We start from the raw sequence: 21,402 nt of genomic DNA, 5'->3' as shown, positions 1-21,402 counted from the left end.
ATCGCAGTTCAAAAACAAATTTAAAACTATTCTTTTAAATTTTTAAAAATGAAAAGGATAAAGATAGACTCAAAGGGAAACCTGATGGTGGGTACAACCGCTATACTGGTCGTATCATTGTTGTTGCTCTGTATTTTTGTTATAACAAGCATGAATTATATTGAAAATAAAAACACCAACTCCATGTCAAATGACAATTTTAAATACATGATTGAAGACTATACATCAAATTTGGAGATTTTGGGAAGAGAATCGATAGAAGAGGCAACACAAAAAGTATACAATGGATTGCCCGTCCTAAACAGCCAAAACCAAATCAAAAAAAACCTTGATAAAAAATTGAGTGAAAAAAATGAGGAATATGGAGAAAAATATGGCATGAAAATCACCTCAAAGACCCTGTCTGTAGAAAACACCGCCAGCCCATGGAAAGTATTGTTTAAGGTAAAGTTAGACGCTGAAAAGGATGGGCAAAAATATTCAAAAATAATAGAAAAGAATGCATCCGTTGAAGGTTTGAGAGATCCGTTGCCAATAGCCAAATTAACAATAGCCTCCGGAATCCTAACATATGACAATAAAATACATTATAAAACAGCACTGTCAGCCTATATGCTTATACACAACTTCGATTCTCCAGAATCATACATTGAAGCAACAGCACCGCTGATTATTAAAAAATGCCCATATGACCCCTATGTTCACCATGGCGACCCCGGAGTCCTGAATGATTGCCTCAAAAACGGATATTTCCATGAAAGTGCGGACGGAAGCTGCTATCTCTGCAGATTGGAAGGAAAGGGAAAATGTCCGCATTATGGTTTTGAAGTCTTTATCCAGACACATACTCCCTTAAAGAACGAATCACTATCCTGTTCCGATCACGTGGTATTCAGTGACCATTATAATGGCAAAAAGATTGATGAAAATGACTGGAATAGCCTAATTCTGGATGAATCCCACAGAAAAAAATATGGGTTGATATGATGGATGATAAAGGAAGCAGCACAATTGAAATAACGGTTGTCCTAGTGATAATCATATTAATACTGGGTGCAATCCTAACATCGGTTGAAAACACGACCGATAAAATAATCAAAAGCCAAGAAACGGGAAACATTGAAACTTTGATAAACGAGGTAGTTGACAATCTTATTAACAATCCTGGAAAACCTGTCAAATGGTATGAATACGAAAAGGGAACACCCGGGCTTGCAATCATCAATGAAGATGGACAAATTATTCCGAATTCAGTTTCATATACGAAATTTAATGCATTGGGAAAAAATTATAAAAAATTGATTACAGAAAATTCTTTCCATTCTGAAATAAAATCTTCGATGGAACTGATTCCGCAAAAGAGCACTATTTCAAGTGTAAAAATCGGCCATGATGATGAATCCAGCATAATATACTCAGTCAACAGGTTAGTCAAATGTGATTTTTTCAAGAAGTATGTGATTAAAGATTTTCAAAATGATGGAAAGTGCAATCATGAACATGACCAAAACACCCATAGCTGCAACTATTTCAAAATATTTAAAGGCAATCTCAAAAGCTCAAATTATTATCTGATTGTTGATGAGAGCGAAAAATATCATTTAAAATACAGTATCGGCACTACAGCAGAAAAAAACATTAACTGGCAAACAGCCTCTTCAAATGTGATTTCAATAAATGAAAAGATAATATTTCATAATGATACGGGTGAAATCGTATTTGTTCATCTCGACAAGCCCAAAGCAAAGGCTGTGATTGTTTCAGTTCCTAAAAACTTTGATAGAAATCATTTGGATTACAGTTATTTCATAACGAACGAATGCAAACTAATCCTAAAATGCTGGTATTAAACAAAAACACCCAATATCAGCAGGGAAACAGAAATTAGAGTCAAGCTTGAAATTGAATCTGTCACGCTAGTTGAGATTGGGATTACAATATTGTCCGGATCCAAGTTTTTGTTATAGGAAATTGTTGAGATATAATAAACAAGGAACACCATGATTGTGACTAAAATAATGCCGGAAAGTCCGCTGATTCCAATTATCCTAGCAAAACCTACACCAGCCACTCCAAAAGCAATTGATGAGGATTCAGCAAGTATTCCAATGAATGGGAAAACAATAATGGCCAATATGAAGCATATTATAAAATTATGAACAGCTTCGCCTTTAGGCTTGGATAACGGTTCGACTAACCCTGAGTGAAGACCAGAGGATAATCTTGCACCTAAAATACTAATCAGACTTCCGCATTCACCTGAAAATAGAGGCAATAAGGTAAGTAAACTAGGATTGGTAAGCAGGGTCTCTACTGAACTGTTCAATATTCCGCCTGCAGAACCTCCTAAAAAGGAGCATAAAAGCAAAATAGGTGTGGATTGCTTTAATATTGTCTTAGTTTCATAGGATAATCTGTAGCAATAAACAAAACTTACAACAACACCCACTAAAATTATAACAAGAATACTGTATTTAACAATGGCATTAACACTCAAAGCCTGTAAAATAAATACGGACATTATAATTGCCGGTAAAGTAAATAAATCTCCAAAAGCTGCAATGATTGGACTAGTAATATTGTCCGGGTCCCAACCATTTTCAAAACTTTTAAATGAAACAAACATGGTTATAGGAAGCATTATTATGTTGGAAATTATTCCTGCAATAGTACAGATTAATATAAAATCAATTAAGCTTATTGACTGGTAATTCAGGAAAATACAGAATATCTTACCAACCACTCCTAAAAATATTGATAGGACTAGTGTCAAAACGAAGGATGAAAAGATATTATAGTTTAAATCCTCTGAAAAACCAAATTCAGGTGATATCAAACCGATGTGTAAGCTGGTGGATAATCTTGAAGCAAATGATCCGAAAATATTTCCTCTCATTCCAATAGCTCCAGGGATAATAACTAATAACCCAGGAAATGTTTCAAGGAAAAATGTCATCTTTCCAAGTATGATACCAGCTATTAAATCACCTATAGCACAAATTAAAAGAGCAATCAATCCTTCTTTAATTACATAATCATGCTCTGAATAAAAATCAGCCAATGGTTGAGTAGATAGTGAGGTGCGAATCTTCTTCTGTTTTTCTTTCACAAATATCACTACCTTTAATCATTTTTTCACAACCTAGTCTTCTTCTAATTCTTCTAATTCTTCTGGAATATCATCAAGTGAACAGGAACCGGATGCCAATTTTTCGAGTAAATCCACACCTTCATCTGTTCCTTTTAAAATTAATGTATCGTCAGGCAAAATTGTAGTATTTTTATCAGGTCCATAAATCCAGGAGGATCCTCTTCTGATGGAGATTACTCTCATACCTGTACGATTTACTAAAAGCAAATCTCCTAATGTATTGTTTGCAAGGTCTGATGATTCGTCAACTACAACTCTTGCAATACTTTTATCTGATTCTTCCATAACCATCTTAAATACTGGATGTGGTTTAAAGCCTGTTATGACCAAATCAGCTAAATCTTTTGCCGCATTTGCCATAGTTTCAGTTGCTTCTGCAATTTCAAGCAATGCTGTTAATTTTTCAGCATCTTCATATGATCGAGCGGCTACTAAAGATTCTTTCTTAATTTCATAATTCATTGCATTAACTTCATTTTCTAATGTAATAACTTCTTCTGCAGCGGTTTTACTATTGAATAAAACAGCAGAATACGCTAAGTCGACCATCAATTCCGACATGTTTTTCATTTCTATTAAAAGATTTTTAATTGACAATTATAATTCCCCTAAAGATCATTTGGATTGGTTTTTAATAAGCATGCTTTTCTAAGTTTCAATAAAGTTTTTTTCTTTGTTTTTAAATCTTCAACATCTTCTAAAATGTTTTCAATAGGTTCTCTTAAACATTCGACACTGTCCTTGTCATGAAGCCAGCTGCACTCCTTACAGTTCCAAACGTTTTTACCTTTAATCCATTCTCCTCCTGTTGTGGAATCGCCGCATGGATAAAATGGACAGTAGCAGAAATCGCAATATTGGCCGTCATAGTGACAAGGATAAAATTCACATTCCCTATTAGGGCCGTGTGCAACTTCTCCATTTAAGAATTTTTCATAATGATTTTGTGATAAAGGATGGATTTTAGACCTTATAACATATCCTCTTGGTGTTATTAGCTTATTGTCTTGAATATAGGTCAAATCATTTCCAACGATTAATGTACAGGACATATTAACGATGTCTTCTGTCAAGTCTTTAGCTTTGACAATTGTTTCCTTTGCAGGTTCATAAGTACTATCCACAATACCTATTAAAGCATCTTCACCCTTAATATCTAAAACACATTGTTTAAATCTTCTGAAAGGTTCCTTACGAGTTTTACTAATAGGATTATAAATAGCCACGATTAGATTCGCTTCAAGAGCATATCTTAATTTCTTTTCAATTTCGGACAATGGGGTTAAAATGTTACTTAAGCTAATTGCCGCAAAATCATGCAAAGGCGCACCAAGTTTGGATGAAGCATAATTGAGTGCGGAAACTCCCGGATAAACCTTTATTTCCACATCATCATATTTGCTAACAATCTGGTATAACACGTTTGCCATTCCAAAAACACCGGGATCTCCGGAACTGATCAATGAAACTGTTTGACCTTCCAAGCTTTTTTGAATTGCAAATTCCGCCCTAGCTATTTCATCGCCCATTCCCTTTTTGACAATTTCCTTATCGGAAATCAAATCTTCAATTTGGTTAATGTATTTTTTATAACCTATGATAACATCAGACTCTTCAATAGCTTTTAAAGCTCCTAAAGTCATATTTTCTCTATTTTGACCGATTCCTATTACATTAATCATTTTATCCCTAATATAATTTTAATACAGATGTAATAACAAGTGTATTTGTCTTAACCCTAATTCCGGCATCCTTATATGTAGCATCAGCACTGGCTATAATTTTATATGATGGAGTTTGGCTTATAACAATTTGTCCGGATGTTGAATTAGGAGAAGCATAACCCAATGCCTCAATATTGACTGTCAAGTTTTTGCTGTTAGGCTCATCACGGGTTGTGATGTTCATTGAATCCACATTGACTCCGTCAACATTTGTCAGATTCTCCATCGCCAGACCGACGTCCTTTTTATTGGAAATGTTAATTGGAGTTGGATCTTTGACTAACGCATCATTAACATTTTGTGGATTTAATAAGCCTGTAACCTTATCTATTTGCATCTCTATCAATCCCTGAACGTTCGGAGCTTCTGCAGTTACAATAGTATATGAACTGAAAAGACCTACTTCAAAGAATATGATAAACAGTACAATAATTAAAATAATTCTAACAACTTTATTTGCCATTTTATCACAATCATTATTTTATTTAAATTAAATACAAACTTAATATAATATGATAATTTCTATCTTTAATATATAATAAATATAACTAATATCAAATGGCCATTTCTTAAGGTAAAGTAAAAATTCAAAAATCAAATTCTCAAAGTTTATTAATATAGAAAATAAAATTTTAATTAATATGTCAACTAATAAAATTCTATTAAAATTTGCAAAAAAAGGAATAAACCTATCACCTGAAGCATATGACAAAGTTATTAACGCAGACGATTCCACAAATTTTGCATCCTCTTTAATAGTCAAGCTGAAAAGTGATAAATTTACATCAAAGGATTTGGTATCAGTTAGCGGCGATACTGTTGACGAAATTATGGGTATTAAAAAAACTGAAGATAAAACTCAAAAAACACTGATAAATGAAGAAGAAAAAACAGCTGAAAATAATACTCAAAAAACAAAAGAAACACCACAACAAGCAGCCATAGAAAAAACTGATTCCATAGATAATCTTAAAAAGGATACTGATAATGTTGAAAAACATGTCAATAAGGAAATTCTAGAAGCATCAGAAACAATCAAGGATGAAAAAATCAAGTTCAAGAGAAATGAACAAAAAACCAATGTGCAATATGACTTCAAGATTATCCAGGACACAAGTAAAAAATCATATACCAGCGGTGAGCTGGAAAACCTTATTGCCTATTTTAAAAGCAGATATGAAAAGCTCGCAAATATCCTTTCAAAAAGGCCGGAACTAAGAAACTTTACAAAAATTGCCGATATTGATGATGCGCAAGAAAACTTAAGCTTAATTTTAATGGTTCGAGAAATCAGAACAAGTAAAAATGGTCATAAAATAGTTGAATTCGAAGATGACACCGGAACAATGTCTATCCTGTTCTCCAATAAAAACGAAGAATTATTTGCCAATGCTGAAAAGCTCGTAAAAGATGAAGTGATTGGTGTTATAGCAAATAAGAGTGAAAAAGGATTTGCTTTTGGTCAGGAAATTATTTTTCCGGGAGTTGTTAGGATTCCTGAAAAGGAAATGGACTTCGGAATCGTATTCCTGTCAGATGTCCACATTGGAAGCCTGACATTTCTGGAAGATGCATTTTCAAGATTCATTGACTGGATAAACTGCGAATATGGTAATGAAGAACAGAGAAAAGTTGCGGAAGATGTAAAATATCTAATTATAGGCGGAGATATCGTGGATGGTATTGGAGTATATCCAAACCAGGAAAAAGAACTTGCCATCAAGGATATTACACAGCAATATAACGAGGCTGCAAGATTTTTAGGAAACATCAGAAGCGACATCAAAATCATCATTGCCCCAGGAAACCACGATGCATCAAGAGTCGCGGAACCACAGCCTGCCGTTCCTGAAGAATACGCTAAAGCGTTATATGAACTGGACAATGTGGAATTCATCTCAAATCCCGGTATAGTTTCACTGGACGGAATCAATGTCCTGATATACCACGGACGAAGTTTCGATGATCTAGTTATGGCTATCAAAGACTTTTCACATGAAAGAAATGATTTATTAATGGAAGAATTGCTTAACAAAAGACATTTAGCTCCTATTTATGGTGAAAGAACTCCACTTGCTTCAGAACTTGAAGATTATCTTGTAATCGATGAAATTCCAGACGTATTTCATACAGGACATGTTCACATTAACACCTACAGAAGATACAAAGGCATTCATTTAATCAATTCTGGTACTTTCCAGACCCAAACAGAATTCCAGAAAATCTACAATATTGAACCTACCCCTGCTGAAGTACCTGTTCTTCATAAAGGAAAATACAAACATTTCAAATTCATTTAATGAGGTTTAATAATGAAAAAGAATATTGCAGAAATTATTGACGTTTCAAATGAGATTTATGACAAAGGTTTGGTCAGCGGAAAAGCTGGAAACATAAGTGTAAAATTCAGACAGAACAATCAGGATATTGTTGCAATAACTCCGACCTTAAAATCACTGTCAGACTTGAATGAGGAAGATATCGTGTTGGTTGACATGGAGGGCAATACATTGACTAAAGGTAAGCCTTCATCAGAGGTCTATATGCACCTTGAAATCTATAAAAAAAGATCTGACGTCAATGCAATAGTGCATACCCATTCTCCATATGCAACCGGATTTTCATTCTCATCCAAAAAAATCAAAAGACTGGAAGGATTCGGAGCTATCAATTCACCTTATTTAGCATCTGTTGATTATGAAAAACCGGGAAGTGATGAACTAGCCATAAAAGCTGGTGAAAACATTAAAAATGAGGATGTATTGGTATTAAAAAATCATGGTGTGATTTGTGTCGGTGAAAACTTAAAAGAAGCTAAAATGCTTGCTGCATTTGTTGAAGAAAGTGCAAAAACTCAATTCATTACATATTTGTTAAATTCAGTTGAAGATATAATCTAATCTTCGCCTGAACCAACATTTTTCCTATTTTTCATTCCTTCCTCAATCATTTTAATGATTAATCCGGATAATGAGGTATCTTCATCGATTGCCATTTTCTTCAATTCTTTTTTTAATTCAACTGGTAAATTTATAGTTGTTTTGCTTATGTCTGACATAATATATAGTTTTGAATTTTTTCTTAATATATAGTTTTCGTATTATAAGAATGTGTTAATTTACCAAAAACTATTTAAAGAATTTACTAATAAATATAAACATAATATTTATTTGACTCATTTTTAATAATTGATTTTGGAGGGAGTATCATGAGCAATCAAACTATCAATGAAGTATGTGAAATACTTGAATATATTATGGATAACAATACTGTTCCTCGTAATATTAGAGAAGCAGCAAGTGAATCAAATGATTTATTAAAAGATGATGAACAAGACCTATCAGTTAGAATTAGTACTGTATTAGGCAAATTAGATGAAATTAGTAACGATCCAAATATTCCTGTTCATGCAAGAACTTTAATTTGGGAAGTTTTATCTAAATTAGAATCTATCTAATTTCATTTTCTTTTTTTATTTATCCTTTTGAAATAGCAATAGCTATTGTAACACCATCATATGATGTTTTTTTATAAATTAATTTTGAATCGAAACCTGCTGTAATTAATGCCGATGGTTCGCTGACACCATAAATTCCAAATTTTGATTTTACAAATTCTGATTTTTGAATATATTTTGATTCGAACAATCTAAGCTTGTCCAATTCAACAAAGTAAACAGGTACATTTAATTTTTTTGACAATTCCAGGATTCCATTCTCATCCTTTTTGATTTCAGCAGATGTTAAATAATTTATTCTTGATTCATGTATGTTTAATTCATCTATTGATTTTTTTAGTCCATCATAGATTTTTTCACATTCCTTTCCGCGCCTGCAGCCTATTCCAATGACGACATTTTTCTCTTTCAGAGTCAGTTCATGTTCATCCATTTGAACATGAATTTCATTATGTTCAACATCTGGTGAATAATTTATATAGATATCTATTTCAAGTGTATTATCATCTAAATATTCCAATAAATAGTCAATGTTTTTATCAGAATTTACTACAAAAGTAATTTTTTTACCTTCAAGAATTCCCTTGTTGAAGTATAAAATTTCCTTAGTATCATCGATTGAGAGATACAGATCATTTGCAAGAACATCTATTCCCAATTTTTTGTTCACATCAGTGGAAGTTGTTATTACAGGAGTTGCATCAATCAGACGCGCTATCTTTTGAGTTAACCTGTTTGCACCTCCCAAATGACCGGACAATACTGAAATGACAAAATTCGCATTATCGTCAATATTCAATATTGCTGGATCTGTCACTTTTGATTCTATGAGTGGAGCAATACTTCTAATCAAGATTCCTGAAGCCATAATTGCAATTATTGAATCGTACTCTTCAAACAAAACAGGAAAATGAAGCTTAACATCCTTATGATATACGTCCGCTTTAATAACTGTTGAATCCTTATCCAATTTTTCCTTTAAGTCCAAAGCTAAATCATGGCCCTTTTTTGAAACAGAAATTATTGCTACTTTCATAATATCACATAAATTAATGTAAATAATACAATTATTACTATTGTAAATAAAACGATTGTCAGTTTTGACAGTTTCACCGCTTTTGAAATATCATCCGCAATTATATCTTTATTGTTGTCACCTAAAATATAAGTATCCTTTTTTATCAGCTGTATATTCAATGCTCCTGCAGTTGATGCCATTGTATAACCTGAATTAGGTGAAGGACAATTGCGAGCATCCCTTCTCATTATCCTATAGCTGTTTTTCCAATCAAAGCTAAGAATGGCAGATGATATGACTACGAAAATGCCAGCTATTCTTGATGGAATATAATTTAAAATATCATCTATCTTTGCCGGGAAAAAACCAATATCCTTCAATTCATCAGTCTCATAGCCAACCATTGCATCCATTGTGTTGAATATCCTATAAACGAAAGGAACCATCAACAAATTGTAAATAGGATTGTTCATTGGCACATGCAACATGATCAGTCCGAAAATGAAATAGTAGAAAACCGGTGCAACATATGAATCGGTTATGTTTTCAGTCAGGCTTTCAATAACAGCAGAGACAATGAAACTTTCTGTCAGCTCTTCTGTATTTCTGCTTACAAGATATGAAACTGATTTCCTTGCCTTGTCAATATCTTCATTCAGGTCATCTTCAACATCAATAGCCGTTTGCAAAAGCATATTTATTGAATATGTTGATGACAGCAAAACCGAAAAGACAATTATTGACAAAATCACGTTATAAGAACATACCACATAAATCAGATATAAAATTATCATTGAAACAATGACAACGCCTGCTATCAGCAACAGTCCGGATATTCTTCCTTTTATGTTTATGAACAGATTTTTGAAAAAGTTGATTAAAGATCCGATTATCACAACTGGATGTATTCTTCCTGGCAGTTCACCGAACACGATATCTATTACAATTGAAATAATCATGATTGATATGATAAATAAAAATAATTTGAATGAAACAATACCACTTACTTTTGTAAATATCACTTCATTTATCAATTCATTATATCCAATCATAGTTTATATTATATATAATAAAAAAATAAATAATTTATTATAAATTTTATTGATGATACTATGGATTTTGAAGAAAAAATTAAAGAATGGTTATTAGATGAAAGTTATCTAAGAGAAAAGAAATTTGATGAAAATGCTGATTTCCATTATATAATAGAGTTTCCGAAAGAAAATATAATGGATGTCGTTAAACCAAAAGGAAAGGATTGCATTATTGTTGCTTGCGCTACACAAGTTTCTCCTGAACATTTGGAATTGATGAATGCAGCTAATCCAAAAACCAGAAGAGATTTCATTCTTGATTTGAATTTCGGATTGAACAGGTTCCTGGTTGACTATGAACTTCAATTGAATCAGGACCTATTGCAGCAATTTGTAATAACCGATCAGATATTTGAAGATGGTCTGACCAAAGACAATTTCATCAGAACTTTGAAAAGGGTTTTCAAATCAAAACTTCACTGCATCTGGTTAATTGACAAAAAATTTGGCAGTGTCAACCTTCCACATAACGAATCCAATGAAAACAGCATGTTCGTTTAGAGAGGGAGAGGTCCATTTCAAGTATAACACTTACGTGGATATATTAAGACTGAAGAGGTATATTTCAACTGTAAAACACTTGAAATTTACCCTTTTTTTCATTCCCTATTTTTTTTAAATTAAAGCATTATTATTGATTTATTTATTATTTTATTTGATTTTAATCAATTTTTCATTTTCATTACACTTGAAATCCATCTCTTCAATTTTGTTTTTCGCACAATATCATTTTACACTTGAAATACATGTCTCTCTCTTAATTACAAATCGTGATAATTTTTTCAAAATCAATGATTTTCAGCCAATTTGAGCATCTATATGCACTGTTTTTCCCCGATATTTACACTTGAAATTCTACTGTTATATTTGAAATAGTACAATTTCATATTCAATTTTTAACTAAATTTAACAATCTTATTTTAAAAAATATTAGAAATTATTATGTATAATTCGTTAATACAATTAATTATTGATTTAATCTTGATTTAAACAGTTTTTAATGAGTTAATTTTTCACATTTTTATCATTTTTAATACATTTTCATGAAATTGTAATAAAAACCTTTATTTATCATATGTTTTATAATATTAACACTGGAAATTATACTTATAATTTTTATTAAATTTTTAAAGGTGGATGAATGTCAAATATTTTCGATACACTACAAGAGGAAGAACACGTCAATCCAAGTATATTCAAGAATAAGGCCCCACTTGATCATAGGTTCTTGCCTGAAAAGTTAGTCCACAGGGAAGATCAAATAAAAGATATTGCAAAATGTTGGATTGATGTTTTAAATAATGTTACCCCATCAAATGTAACTCTTTACGGTAAAACAGGAACTGGAAAAACAGCAGCATCAAAATTCGCTCGTGAACAGCTTATAGAAGCTTCACGCAGAAAAAATGTATTTGTAAAAGTCGAATATATCAGATGTACTGACTATACAACAGAATATCAGGTGCTTGCAGAATTGTGTAACAAGCTTGGACGTGATGTTCCTAACCGTGGATGGACCAAAGGTGAAGTTGTAAACACATTCAGGGATATCTTCAGAACAAATGCATTCGGTAAAAAATTACATTTAATTGTTATTTTGGATGAAATTGATATCCTGCTTGATAAGGATGGTGATGGAATTCTATACACCCTTACAAGAACTGACAATGTATCAGTTCTATGTATCAGTAACTATTTGGACTTTAAGAATTTAATCAAGTCCAGAGTTACAAGCAGTTTGAACGACAAGGAAATCGTATTTCCTCCTTACGGAGCAAATCAATTGTCTGACATATTATCTGAAAGGGCATTATTGTCTTTCAATGATGATGTATTGGACAGTGATGTGATCCCATTATGTTCCGCTATGGCTGCCAAAGAAGAGGGTGATGCCCGTTACGCTCTTGATTTGCTTAGAAATGCAGGTGAAATTGCAGTTTATGATGATTCACCGAAAGTTACAAGCGAACATGTAAGAAAGGCAAAAGATACAATTGAACATAACAAGGTCATTGACATAATATCCACATTACCGCTTCAGCAGCAAAGGGTCTTGGAAGCGATTTTAAATTTAACAAAAGAAGGGGAAGAAATATCTTCCGGAAAGTTATATGATGCCTACAAGGAAGTATCCAAAAAAGATGCCGTAACCTACAGAAGAATATTTGATTTTATCAATGAACTTGAACTTTTAGGTATAATTTCAACAAATACTGTTTCCCGTGGCCGTGGAAAAGGAAGAACCAATATTATTAAGCTTCAATGTGATGAAACATTACTTGAAACAACCCTATTTTCTATTTAGGGTTGTTTTGTATTAATGTTTTTAGGATAGCCATTCTCACAGGTACTGCATTAGCAGCCTGTGTGAAATACTTATTGTATTTTGTGTTATCGACATCGCAGTCTATTTCATCGATTCTAGGTAAAGGATGCATTACAATCGCGTTTTTTCCTTCAAGCATTTTTTTGTTTATGATGTATGCCCCTTTTATTTTTTCATAATCGTCAACATCTGCAAAACGCTCTTTTTGTATTCTGGTTACATACAGTACGTCGACGTCGTCGATGATGCTTTCGATATTTTCCACTTCTTCATATTCCACTTTTGTTTTATTTAAGTCAATTAAGATTTCCTGAGGCATTTTAAGCTCTTTAGGAGATACTAAATAGATTTTAACATTATCAAATAAGCATAGAGCGTTTGATAGGGAATGGACAGTACGGCCGAATTTCAGGTCTCCGATTAGGGCGATTTTTAAATTGTCAATTGAGCCGATTTCTTTTTTGATTGTGTATAAATCGAGCAATGTCTGGGTTGGGTGCTGACCTGCACCGTCACCGGCATTGATTACAGGGATATCAACGATATCTGACACGAATTTTGACACGCCTTCCAGTTCATGCCTTATTACTAATGCATCACAGTATCCTTCAAACATTTTTGCGGTATCAGCAATGCTTTCACCTTTGGAAACGGAACTGGATCCGCTATTTTCAAACCCAATGCACTCACCATTAAAACGTTTCATGGCTGTTTCAAATGACATTCTTGTCCTTGTTGACGGTTCAAAAAACATCAATCCAAGAATTTTTCCTTTAAGTTCCTCGGAAATTTCTTTTGATTTGGCAATGTTTTCCAATTTTGATGCCTCATTTATGATATACTCGATATCGTCTCTTTCAAAGTCCTTTATTGAAATTATGTTTTTTAATCTGAAAATGCTAATCAACCCTTATATAATTCTTTCAATCGGTACAACAAGGATGTCTTTTGCACCCGCATTTCTTAAATCATTTACAAGTTCAAATACCTGCTTTTCATCTATCACTGCCTGAACAGCAACAGTTTTTTCATTAGATAATACTTCTGATATTGTTAAACCACCCATTGAAGGCATAACCTCTTTGACTTTATCCAAATCCTTGATTTTAACGTTCATCATAATTAATTTTTTTCTATCAGCATCTAGAACGCCTTTTATGCTTGTGCTGACAGCTTCAATTAATTCTTTTTTGTTCTTTAAGCTTTCTTTGTTTGCAATAAGCTTAATTGTACTGTTCAATATAATGTCAATGATTTTAAGGTGATTCATTTTTAATGTTGTTCCTGTACTTGTCAGGTCGGTAATAAGGTCAGATATTCCTATAAATGGTGCGGCTTCGGTTGATCCGCTCAGCTTAACGATTTTTAAATTCAAGCCTTTTTCATTGAAGTATTTTTCTGTTAGTACAGGAAATTCGGTAGCCACTTTCATGTTTTCGTCAATGTCTTCTATTGAATCGATATTTGACTCTTCGGGTGCAGCAAGCACCAATTTTGTTTGTCCAAACCTTAAGTCAAGCAGTTCACTGACGTCTGCCTCATTTTCATTGATTAAATCCACACCTGTAATTCCCATATCTGCAACTCCATCGTTTACGAATTCAGGAATATCAGATGCTCTTGCAAACATTACTTCTATATCATCGTTGAAGGTTTTTGATATCAATTTCCTATTATTTTTATCGACTAATCCTAATCCTGCCTTTTCTAAAATGTTAATTGAAGGTTCACTTATTCTTCCTTTTGATGGGATAGCAATTTTTATCTTCATCATATCTTCTCATATTTTTTTTCTTATATTATATTTTGAATCATTTTATTTAATACTTTTTAGAGAGTAATAATTTTTATTACTTTTATTTTTTTCATTATATATTGTATTATTTCTTAATTTCAAAAATAAGTCAATTAAACAAAATATTTAAATATTAGGTTAACTTAAATTCTATTAACTTATGATTAAGTTTGTAATCATAAGTTTTTTATTAACTTTTGTGAGGTGAAAATATGTCTGAAATACCAAAAGCTCCTATCGCAAGAATTATTAAAGAATCTGGTGCTGAAAGAGTTAGCGAAGATGCAAAAGAAGAATTAGCAGCATACTTAGAAGAAGTAGCTCGTAATGTAGCTAAAGAAGCAAACGCTGTTGCTAAAATTGCAAAACGTAAAACTGTTAAAGCAGATGATATTAAATTAGCTATCAAAAACTTATAAATAGTTTTTTAGCTTTCTTTTTTTTATTTTTTTTAGGTGTTATAATGTGTGATAATACTATTTTAATTAAAAATGCATTGATTTTAAGTCCGAATAATAGTTTTGAAGGAAAAAAATCACTTTTGATTAAGGATGATATAATTTCTGAAATTTCAGATGAAATAGATGAAAGCAATATAGAAAAGATTATAGACGCTTCTGGAAAAATTTTGCTTCCAGGATTTGTAAATACTCATACTCATTTATCAATGACTTTATTTAGAGGATTAGCGGATGATTTAAGTTTGGACAGTTGGTTAAATGATCATATATGGCCAATGGAAGCTAATCTTAATGGTGACTATTGTTATATAGGTGCCCTTTTAGGTGCTGTTGAATTGATCAAGTCAGGAACAACAACTTTCAGTGACATGTACTTTTACATGGAAGATGTTGCCCGTGCTGTTGACGAAGCGGGAATCAGGGCTGTCCTGTCATACGGTATGATAGATTTCGGAGATGAGGAAAGAAGACAGAATGAAATTAAGGAAAATCTCACATTGTTCGAGAATTGCAATGGAATGGCCGATGGAAGAATTAAAGTATTTTTCGGACCGCATTCCCCTTATACTGCTTCCGAAGAACTCTTAATTAAGGTCCGTGAATTGGCGGATGAATATAATATGGGCATTCACATTCACGTTTCTGAAACTCAAAAGGAAATCAATGACATATTGGATGAAAAGGGATTAAGACCTTTCGAATATTTGGATAAAATTGGCTTTTTAGGTCCTGATGTCGTTGCTGCCCACTCAGTCTGGCTAAGTGACAACGAGATTGACATTATCAAGAAAAATAATGTTAAGGTTTCACATAATCCATGCAGTAACATGAAATTGGCTTCAGGAATAGCTCCCGTTTCTAAACTGATTGAAAATGATATCTGTGTTTCAATCGGAACCGATGGCGCATCTTCAAATAATAATTTGGATTTGATTGAAGAGTTAAAAACAGCTAGCTTGCTTCAAAAAGTTTCAACACTAGACCCTAAGGTTTTAAATTCCGATGAATCAATAGCTATGGGTACAATTAAAGGTGCTGAAGCATTAGGTCTTGAATGTGAAATCGGTTCTATTGAAGTAGGTAAAAAAGCGGATATTATTCTAATAGATACCAATTCAGCCAACATGGTTCCAGACAGTTCATCTTTAAGTTCCAACATTATCTACTCTGCAAATGGTTCTAATGTTGATACTACCATCTGCAATGGTAAGATATTAATGGAAAATAAAAAATTGACTGTTTTAAATGAACAAGAAATTTATGATAAAGCTAAACAAGCAATTAAAGAATTAAAAGAAGCTATCTAGCTTCAAATTCTATTTTATTTTTATTTAAGACAATACTCTTTTTCCAGGCGTCATTGCTTTCAGGGAAATCTGATCTGAAATGCGCTCCTCTACTTTCCCTACGCAATATTGCTGATTTTACGGTGAGGATACAGATTTCAACCATGTTTATTACTTCTAAAGCGGTTACCAAATCTTCATTGTATTGCTTAATATCCTTGACATCAAGTTCTGAAAGGTCGTTCTGCATTTCTTGAAGTTGTTTTAAAGCTTCATTCAAGGTTTTTTCTTCTCTTACAATAGCTACCTTTTCCCACATAAGATTTTTAATGTTGTTTTTAAATTCACGTGGTTTGATGGAACCTTTTTTAATCAGTCCTTCGATTCTTGAAGCTTCGGCATTAACCTGCTCTTCATTTGTCTTGAGTTCGCTTTCCTTGGCGGCCTTTGATGCGCTTTCACCCGCAATCTTTCCGAATACCTGAGTGTCTGCTAGAGCATTTCCGCCTAAACGATTTGCTCCATGAACTCCACCGCAGACTTCACCGGCTCCGAACAGATTTTTCAGTGATGTTGATGCATCTTCTTTTATCTTTAAACCACCCATAAAATGATGCGCAGTAGGCGCTACTTCAATTGGCCCATGCTTGATGTCTACTCCGACATTTTCAAATTGCAGAACCATGGTTTCAAGTTTTTCATCAATGTAATCGTCATCCAAATGTGAAATGTCCAGGTATACTCCGCCTTTTTCGGTTCCTCTGCCTTCAATGATTTCCTGATAGATTGAACGGGCAACAACATCACGTGTTGCCAATTCCATTTTTTCAGGTGCATATTTTGACATGAACCTTTCTCCATCCTTGTTTATGAGTTTTCCGCCTTCAGCCCTCACAGCTTCAGTTACTAAAACTCCTTTTTTGGATTCGGGAGCTATCATTCCTGTCGGATGGAATTGGACTTGTTCCATATCGACTAAATTGGCTCCGGCTCTGTAAGCTATTGCAAAGCCGTCCCCATTTTTTTGGAAGGTATTGGATGTTACAGGGTATAATTGTCCAGCGCCTCCACTGGCCAGAATAACGGATTTCGCCTTGAAATAGATTAGGCTGGTATCCTTCAGATTCAATCCGGTTGCACCGATAACCTGTCCGTCATCGGTTATGAGGGATGTTATCATAACTTCTTCAATGCATTCAATATTTCTTTTGATTATTTCCTCTTTGAGTGCATTCAGCAATTCTGCTCCTGTTCTATCTCCTTGATAACAGGTTCTTCTATAGCTTTGTCCACCGAAAGGCCTTTGATCTATTTCACCGGATTCCTGGCGGTCAAACAAAGCTCCATAGTTTTCCAAATCAATCAATCTTTTCGGTGACTCATTGACCAGGATTTCTACTAGTTTCTTATCATTGAGATAACTTCCGCCTTTCAATGTATCATTAAAATGAGCATCAATTGAATCGTCCTTATCCACGGCTTTAAATACAGCATTATATCCGCCTTCTGCCATTCCAGTACAGCCAGATCTGAATGAAAGACCTTTGGATACAATGATTGCCTTTAAACCAGCATCATCAACTTCTATTGCAGCTCTTGAACCTGCACCACCAGATCCAATTATTAATACATCTGTTGAGATAGTTTTTATTTCCATTTCTATTACCCTGTAAATGTTTATCAGTAATACTTTTATTGTTGATTGTTAAAATAAATTTCTTTAAACCTGAAAATATTTATTAATCAAAAGCAATTAATTAATAGTTATGAATCTATATTTTTTTTGATATAGCATTCGAATGAATATTTAAGTTGAATAAAATCATGGTTAAATTTTAACATTATGGTTATATGCATTACTTTGAGGTATTTCATGAAGATTAATGGTGAAGTAACAACAGGCTTGGGAAAAGCGGCATATTTTTTATCACAGGAGTTCTACACTAATGAATTCAAGAAAAATTGTGGTTTTGTTCCATATCCGGGAACTTTAAATGTCATTGTTAGTGAAGAATATTTGGATGAAATAAATGAAATTAAAAATAATTGCGAGAATTTAATCAAACCGGATGAAGGGTTTGGTGCTGTTAAATTTATTGATGCCAAATTGAATGATGTTATTGGTGGAGCTATCGTTTTTCCTGCCAAGACAACTCATGAAGAAAATTATTTGGAGTTTATTGCTGAACTTAAATTGAGGGATGTATTGAATTTGGAAGATGGAGATATCGTAACTCTTGAATTTTAGTTTTTACCAAAAAGTATTTTATATATAATCGATATAATTTTTAATACGTTCTCAGGGCGGAGTGAAATTCTCCACCGGTGGTGATTTTTAATATAAGTCCACGAGCACGAAAAGTGTTGATTTGGTGAAATTCCAAAACCGACGGTGATAGTCCGGATGGAAGAGAATAAGAAGTTATTTTTAGCCCTGGTTCTAGTACTATAAGGAGATGTTACTATGAATCAAGAAACAAATTTAGACATGGCTTTGGAAGCTATTAGAAATGGTGAATTCGTTCTAGTTTTTGATGATGATGATAGGGAAGGAGAAGTTGATATGATTATCGCTTCTGAGTTTGTAACCCCTAAATCAATTGCAACCATGAGAAACGATGCTGGTGGTTTAATCTGCAATTGTTTGCATGCTGATTTCTGTGATGCTATTCATTTACCGTTTATGGTTGATATTATGAAAGCGGCTACCGAAACTTATCCTGAATTAGCTGAATTAGCACCAACAGACATTCCGTACGATGAAAGGTCATCATTTTCAATTTGGACCAATCACAGAAAATCTTTCACTGGTGTAACAGACCATGACAGGGCAATGACCATTAGTGAAATGGCTATAATGATGAAAGAAGAAAGATTTGATGAATTCGGTGCTACTTTCAGGTCACCTGGTCACGTATGTCTTTTAAGGGGAGCTGACGGATTAGTTAAAAATAGAAGAGGACACACCGAAATAGGTCTTGCATTATGTGAAATGGCTGGTGTCACTCCTGTTTGTGTAGTTTGTGAAATGATGGATGGTGAAACTGGACAAGCTACTTCCGTTGCTGATGCCCGCAAATATGCAGAAGAAAATGGATTGGTCTTACTTAAAGGCGAAGACATTATTAATAAATATTTAGAAGAATAATAAGGCTAATTATACATATTAGCATTATTAAACTTTTTATCATTGATATAATCTACAATGAATTGGGTAATCTGTTGGATTTTGTATGAATTATAGATACTGAAGGCAACATATTTCCCATCATGCATTTTTATCTCTAATCCATCCTTTACTTCATTTGATTTTTTCATTAGGGCTACTTTGTCCCAAACTATTCTCAAGTTTTTACTTTTCAGAGCTTTTTCTATGTAGATTCCATCCTCTTTTATTTTGACAATTTTGACTACACGACGATTTTTATCGGATCCTATTTGGATATCCCCATTTTCATCAAACACGTAATCTGGAATCAAACAAGTTGCTTTCCATCCTTGTTTCATTTTTTTAAGAACATGAGCCCTATCTTTTTTTGTAAGTTTAACGCCCGGTTCTGGGCTTAAGTTAAGAGCCATTAAATCACCTTACTTTTAATTTCATCAAATGTATAAATCTTTTCAAATTCAACTTCACGAGCCATATCGATTATTTCTTCTATGTCCAGATTGTTTTCAATCAGTTCCATTGCATGGCTTGTGAACAGTTCATATCTTATTTCAACTTCAGGAATGAATCCTCTCATGTCGGCGGATTTTAATTTTGGAAGCTTCAATACCTTTTCGACATTTGTATTGTTTCTGATATAAGGCACTACTTGGTCGAATATATCATCATTATATACCTTGTTCAGCAGTATTGCTTCTACCGGAATTCCGAATTTTTTAAGCATGTTTGCATGTGAAACTAGATCAATTGCGGCAGATTCTATTCCACCTTTATTAACACCTGAAGCCAGTATCATCGGTATTTTTGAAGACATTGCGATTTCTGCAGCTGAAAACGGTACCTTTTCATTCAAAAGACCGGTAAACACGCTCATGACACCTTCTATAAGGACGATGTCATAGTCGGAAGAATTGAGTCTTGCTATTGTAGATTCTATGTCGGCCCAACCCAAATGACCAATTTTTACAGATGCGAATTCCTCCATCTTTCCCTTTGTCAAATATAATCCTGGTATAATGTCACGAACATCAGGACCGACTTTGAGCAGTGCAACCTTATAACCTCTTTTTCTCAGTGCGCCTGCAAGGCCTGTCAGAATAAATGTTTTACCAGAATCTGATCCGTTGCTTCCAATCATCAGGTATTTTGGCTTTTCAGGCTTATCTTTTAGTTGAGGCACCTTTATGTTGTTGTGAATACCAACTTCACTATGCAGATATTTTTTGACTTCAACATTTCTATTGTAAATTTCATCAATATTTGTAGCATCTATTTGTTCAAGTAGGTTTTTTACAAGAATTGGGTTTTCATCAAGAATGCCGTGAATCATTGTACCGATAACATTGCCGTCATCATTGCAGGCACCGGAGAAGATATTATATTCTCCCTTTTCATTGGTATCCCCATAGTTCATTCTTTGGACTTGTGAATAGAACAATGGCTTTGCATCTCCTTCCACTTTACCGTATGTGTGTGTATGGAAGCCATCGACATCTTCTGTCTGGTTTTTAACGAAAAATGAATTGTCAAACACTTTTGCTTTAACGCGGTCGCTTGTAATCAGAGGTGAAAAGTTCACATCAATTATGCCAAGGCCGTCTTTTACAATAGGCACCGGTGATTTTCTGCCGATATCTATCTGATTTGACAGCAGTTGAAAACCGGCGCAAATTCCGATGACAGGTTTTCCATCACGTGCCATTTTTTTAATTTCAGTGTTCAAATCCATGTTGATATCGTTTGACTCAATTAATGTTCCGCCAGGAATTATCAACGCGTCCAATTCTTCACTGGCTTTCAATCCATCAACAAGTCCGTTTTCCTTAACAATATCTGTTGGCAGGTTTCCAAAATCTTCAAATCCCGGAACAGCCCCACTAACATAAGCAAGTCCAATTCTTGTCATAAAAATAACCTCTTG

At 33.6% G+C, this 21,402-nt stretch carries 23 protein-coding genes and 1 riboswitch; of the genes, 11 read left to right on the top strand and 12 right to left on the bottom strand.

Going from position 1 to position 21,402, the window contains the following annotated elements; translation table 11 throughout:
- Positions 1–48: 48 nt before the first annotated feature.
- Positions 49–987, top strand: coding sequence for a hypothetical protein (locus E7Z77_RS03630; RefSeq protein WP_292750367.1), 939 nt, complete (start codon positions 49–51; stop codon positions 985–987).
- Positions 984–1,850 carry a hypothetical protein gene (locus E7Z77_RS03625; RefSeq protein WP_292750365.1) on the top strand — a complete coding sequence of 289 codons (867 nt, stop codon included), beginning with the start codon at positions 984–986 and terminating at the stop codon, positions 1,848–1,850. The genes E7Z77_RS03630 and E7Z77_RS03625 overlap by 4 nt, the downstream gene beginning before the upstream one ends.
- On the opposite strand, the gene E7Z77_RS03620 is transcribed toward E7Z77_RS03625, so the two are convergent.
- The 4 genes from E7Z77_RS03620 to E7Z77_RS03605 are packed head-to-tail and all read right to left on the bottom strand — an operon-like array spanning position 1,847 to position 5,338.
- A complete protein-coding gene (locus E7Z77_RS03620; protein WP_366510239.1) occupies positions 1,847–3,088 on the bottom strand; it encodes a magnesium transporter in 1,242 nt (413 codons plus the stop codon). The two genes, E7Z77_RS03625 and E7Z77_RS03620, sit on opposite strands and share 4 nt — an antisense overlap.
- Positions 3,089–3,142: 54 nt before the next feature.
- The gene (locus E7Z77_RS03615; RefSeq protein ID WP_292750360.1) at positions 3,143–3,748 is read right to left on the bottom strand and encodes a potassium channel family protein; all 606 of its coding nucleotides are present in this window, start codon (positions 3,746–3,748) and stop codon (positions 3,143–3,145) included.
- Positions 3,749–3,759: 11 nt separating this feature from the next.
- On the bottom strand, positions 3,760–4,833 hold the full coding sequence (gene cobJ / locus E7Z77_RS03610) for a precorrin-3B C(17)-methyltransferase (RefSeq protein ID WP_292750358.1): 1,074 nt from the start codon (positions 4,831–4,833) through the stop codon (positions 3,760–3,762).
- A gap of 7 nt (positions 4,834–4,840) precedes the next feature.
- Positions 4,841–5,338, bottom strand: coding sequence for a hypothetical protein (locus E7Z77_RS03605; RefSeq protein ID WP_292750355.1), 498 nt, complete (start codon positions 5,336–5,338; stop codon positions 4,841–4,843).
- A gap of 178 nt (positions 5,339–5,516) precedes the next feature.
- Between E7Z77_RS03605 and E7Z77_RS03600 the strand changes: the two genes are divergently transcribed.
- The gene (locus E7Z77_RS03600) at positions 5,517–7,175 is read left to right on the top strand and encodes a DNA-directed DNA polymerase II small subunit (protein WP_292750352.1); all 1,659 of its coding nucleotides are present in this window, start codon (positions 5,517–5,519) and stop codon (positions 7,173–7,175) included.
- 12 nt (positions 7,176–7,187) lie between these two features.
- A complete protein-coding gene (locus E7Z77_RS03595; protein WP_292750350.1) occupies positions 7,188–7,775 on the top strand; it encodes a class II aldolase/adducin family protein in 588 nt (195 codons plus the stop codon).
- Here the strand turns inward: E7Z77_RS03595 and E7Z77_RS03590 are convergent.
- A complete protein-coding gene (locus E7Z77_RS03590) occupies positions 7,772–7,933 on the bottom strand; it encodes a Met repressor (RefSeq protein ID WP_292750347.1) in 162 nt (53 codons plus the stop codon). The genes E7Z77_RS03595 and E7Z77_RS03590 overlap by 4 nt on opposite strands.
- Before the next feature lie 150 nt (positions 7,934–8,083).
- Between E7Z77_RS03590 and E7Z77_RS03585 the strand changes: the two genes are divergently transcribed.
- Positions 8,084–8,332 carry a UPF0147 family protein gene (locus E7Z77_RS03585; RefSeq protein WP_292750345.1) on the top strand — a complete coding sequence of 83 codons (249 nt, stop codon included), beginning with the start codon at positions 8,084–8,086 and terminating at the stop codon, positions 8,330–8,332.
- Positions 8,333–8,351: 19 nt separating this feature from the next.
- Here the strand turns inward: E7Z77_RS03585 and E7Z77_RS03580 are convergent, their stop codons facing one another.
- Both E7Z77_RS03580 and E7Z77_RS03575 read right to left on the bottom strand, forming a co-directional pair.
- The gene (locus E7Z77_RS03580) at positions 8,352–9,368 is read right to left on the bottom strand and encodes a cobalt-precorrin 5A hydrolase (protein ID WP_292750343.1); all 1,017 of its coding nucleotides are present in this window, start codon (positions 9,366–9,368) and stop codon (positions 8,352–8,354) included.
- On the bottom strand, positions 9,365–10,402 hold the full coding sequence (locus tag E7Z77_RS03575) for a cobalamin biosynthesis protein (RefSeq protein WP_292750341.1): 1,038 nt from the start codon (positions 10,400–10,402) through the stop codon (positions 9,365–9,367). Before E7Z77_RS03575 ends, E7Z77_RS03580 begins: the two co-directional genes overlap by 4 nt.
- Positions 10,403–10,462: 60 nt before the next feature.
- Here E7Z77_RS03575 and E7Z77_RS03570 point away from each other — a divergent pair, with 60 nt between their 5' ends.
- Together E7Z77_RS03570 and E7Z77_RS03565 are read left to right on the top strand one after the other, a co-directional pair.
- Positions 10,463–10,945, top strand: coding sequence for a DUF2299 family protein (locus E7Z77_RS03570; RefSeq protein WP_292750338.1), 483 nt, complete (start codon positions 10,463–10,465; stop codon positions 10,943–10,945).
- A 640-nt stretch (positions 10,946–11,585) separates the two neighbouring features.
- Positions 11,586–12,749: an orc1/cdc6 family replication initiation protein gene (locus tag E7Z77_RS03565; protein WP_292750336.1), complete on the top strand. Its 1,164-nt coding sequence runs from the start codon at positions 11,586–11,588 to the stop codon at positions 12,747–12,749.
- Here the strand turns inward: E7Z77_RS03565 and pyrB are convergent.
- On the bottom strand, positions 12,742–13,677 hold the full coding sequence (gene pyrB / locus E7Z77_RS03560) for an aspartate carbamoyltransferase (RefSeq protein ID WP_292750333.1): 936 nt from the start codon (positions 13,675–13,677) through the stop codon (positions 12,742–12,744). The two genes, E7Z77_RS03565 and pyrB, sit on opposite strands and share 8 nt — an antisense overlap.
- Positions 13,678–13,680: 3 nt before the next feature.
- A complete protein-coding gene (gene hisG, locus E7Z77_RS03555) occupies positions 13,681–14,541 on the bottom strand; it encodes an ATP phosphoribosyltransferase (RefSeq protein WP_292750330.1) in 861 nt (286 codons plus the stop codon).
- A gap of 236 nt (positions 14,542–14,777) precedes the next feature.
- On the opposite strand from hisG, the gene E7Z77_RS03550 reads away from it, so the two are divergent.
- Entirely contained in the window at positions 14,778–14,984 is a 207-nt protein-coding gene (locus tag E7Z77_RS03550) for a histone family protein (RefSeq protein ID WP_292750326.1), read from the top strand.
- Between the two features lie 44 nt (positions 14,985–15,028).
- On the top strand, positions 15,029–16,333 hold the full coding sequence (locus E7Z77_RS03545; protein WP_292750324.1) for an amidohydrolase family protein: 1,305 nt from the start codon (positions 15,029–15,031) through the stop codon (positions 16,331–16,333).
- Here the strand turns inward: E7Z77_RS03545 and tfrA are convergent.
- Entirely contained in the window at positions 16,326–17,969 is a 1,644-nt protein-coding gene (gene tfrA, locus E7Z77_RS03540) for a fumarate reductase (CoM/CoB) subunit TfrA (RefSeq protein ID WP_292750322.1), read from the bottom strand. The genes E7Z77_RS03545 and tfrA overlap by 8 nt on opposite strands.
- Positions 17,970–18,185: 216 nt before the next feature.
- On the opposite strand from tfrA, the gene E7Z77_RS03535 reads away from it, so the two are divergent.
- A complete protein-coding gene (locus E7Z77_RS03535; RefSeq protein WP_292750320.1) occupies positions 18,186–18,560 on the top strand; it encodes a DUF120 domain-containing protein in 375 nt (124 codons plus the stop codon).
- A 43-nt stretch (positions 18,561–18,603) separates the two neighbouring features.
- A riboswitch (FMN riboswitch) is annotated at positions 18,604–18,732 on the top strand.
- A 44-nt stretch (positions 18,733–18,776) separates the two neighbouring features.
- Positions 18,777–19,460: a 3,4-dihydroxy-2-butanone-4-phosphate synthase gene (gene ribB, locus E7Z77_RS03530; protein ID WP_292750318.1), complete on the top strand. Its 684-nt coding sequence runs from the start codon at positions 18,777–18,779 to the stop codon at positions 19,458–19,460.
- A 5-nt stretch (positions 19,461–19,465) separates the two neighbouring features.
- Here ribB and E7Z77_RS03525 read toward each other — a convergent pair whose 3' ends face one another.
- A complete protein-coding gene (locus E7Z77_RS03525; protein ID WP_292750316.1) occupies positions 19,466–19,891 on the bottom strand; it encodes a hypothetical protein in 426 nt (141 codons plus the stop codon).
- A complete protein-coding gene (locus E7Z77_RS03520) occupies positions 19,891–21,387 on the bottom strand; it encodes a DJ-1/PfpI family protein (protein ID WP_292750314.1) in 1,497 nt (498 codons plus the stop codon). The genes E7Z77_RS03525 and E7Z77_RS03520 overlap by 1 nt, the downstream gene beginning before the upstream one ends.
- Between the last annotated feature and the right edge of the window lie 15 nt (positions 21,388–21,402).

The sequence above is a fragment of the Methanobrevibacter sp. genome (assembly GCF_015062985.1).
Taxonomy (GTDB): Archaea; Methanobacteriota; Methanobacteria; order Methanobacteriales; family Methanobacteriaceae; genus Methanocatella.
Note: the sequence above shows the minus strand (reverse complement) of the source record. Positions and strands in the feature narration are given on the sequence as shown.

Excerpts from the sequence above, each read along its gene's own strand:
- E7Z77_RS03630 (WP_292750367.1), top strand. The coding sequence starts at position 49 with ATGAAAAGGATAAAGATAGACTCAAAGGGAAACCTGATGGTGGGTACA.
- E7Z77_RS03625 (WP_292750365.1), top strand. The coding sequence starts at position 984 with ATGATGGATGATAAAGGAAGCAGCACAATTGAAATAACGGTTGTCCTA.
- cobJ (WP_292750358.1), bottom strand. The coding sequence starts at position 4,833 with ATGATTAATGTAATAGGAATCGGTCAAAATAGAGAAAATATGACTTTA.
- E7Z77_RS03605 (WP_292750355.1), bottom strand. The coding sequence starts at position 5,338 with ATGGCAAATAAAGTTGTTAGAATTATTTTAATTATTGTACTGTTTATC.
- E7Z77_RS03600 (WP_292750352.1), top strand. The coding sequence starts at position 5,517 with ATGTCAACTAATAAAATTCTATTAAAATTTGCAAAAAAAGGAATAAAC.
- E7Z77_RS03595 (WP_292750350.1), top strand. The coding sequence starts at position 7,188 with ATGAAAAAGAATATTGCAGAAATTATTGACGTTTCAAATGAGATTTAT.
- E7Z77_RS03590 (WP_292750347.1), bottom strand. The coding sequence starts at position 7,933 with ATGTCAGACATAAGCAAAACAACTATAAATTTACCAGTTGAATTAAAA.
- E7Z77_RS03585 (WP_292750345.1), top strand. The coding sequence starts at position 8,084 with ATGAGCAATCAAACTATCAATGAAGTATGTGAAATACTTGAATATATT.
- E7Z77_RS03580 (WP_292750343.1), bottom strand. The coding sequence starts at position 9,368 with ATGAAAGTAGCAATAATTTCTGTTTCAAAAAAGGGCCATGATTTAGCT.
- E7Z77_RS03575 (WP_292750341.1), bottom strand. The coding sequence starts at position 10,402 with ATGATTGGATATAATGAATTGATAAATGAAGTGATATTTACAAAAGTA.
- E7Z77_RS03570 (WP_292750338.1), top strand. The coding sequence starts at position 10,463 with ATGGATTTTGAAGAAAAAATTAAAGAATGGTTATTAGATGAAAGTTAT.
- E7Z77_RS03565 (WP_292750336.1), top strand. The coding sequence starts at position 11,586 with ATGTCAAATATTTTCGATACACTACAAGAGGAAGAACACGTCAATCCA.
- hisG (WP_292750330.1), bottom strand. The coding sequence starts at position 14,541 with ATGAAGATAAAAATTGCTATCCCATCAAAAGGAAGAATAAGTGAACCT.
- E7Z77_RS03550 (WP_292750326.1), top strand. The coding sequence starts at position 14,778 with ATGTCTGAAATACCAAAAGCTCCTATCGCAAGAATTATTAAAGAATCT.
- E7Z77_RS03545 (WP_292750324.1), top strand. The coding sequence starts at position 15,029 with ATGTGTGATAATACTATTTTAATTAAAAATGCATTGATTTTAAGTCCG.
- tfrA (WP_292750322.1), bottom strand. The coding sequence starts at position 17,969 with ATGGAAATAAAAACTATCTCAACAGATGTATTAATAATTGGATCTGGT.
- E7Z77_RS03535 (WP_292750320.1), top strand. The coding sequence starts at position 18,186 with ATGAAGATTAATGGTGAAGTAACAACAGGCTTGGGAAAAGCGGCATAT.
- ribB (WP_292750318.1), top strand. The coding sequence starts at position 18,777 with ATGAATCAAGAAACAAATTTAGACATGGCTTTGGAAGCTATTAGAAAT.
- E7Z77_RS03525 (WP_292750316.1), bottom strand. The coding sequence starts at position 19,891 with ATGGCTCTTAACTTAAGCCCAGAACCGGGCGTTAAACTTACAAAAAAA.
- E7Z77_RS03520 (WP_292750314.1), bottom strand. The coding sequence starts at position 21,387 with ATGACAAGAATTGGACTTGCTTATGTTAGTGGGGCTGTTCCGGGATTT.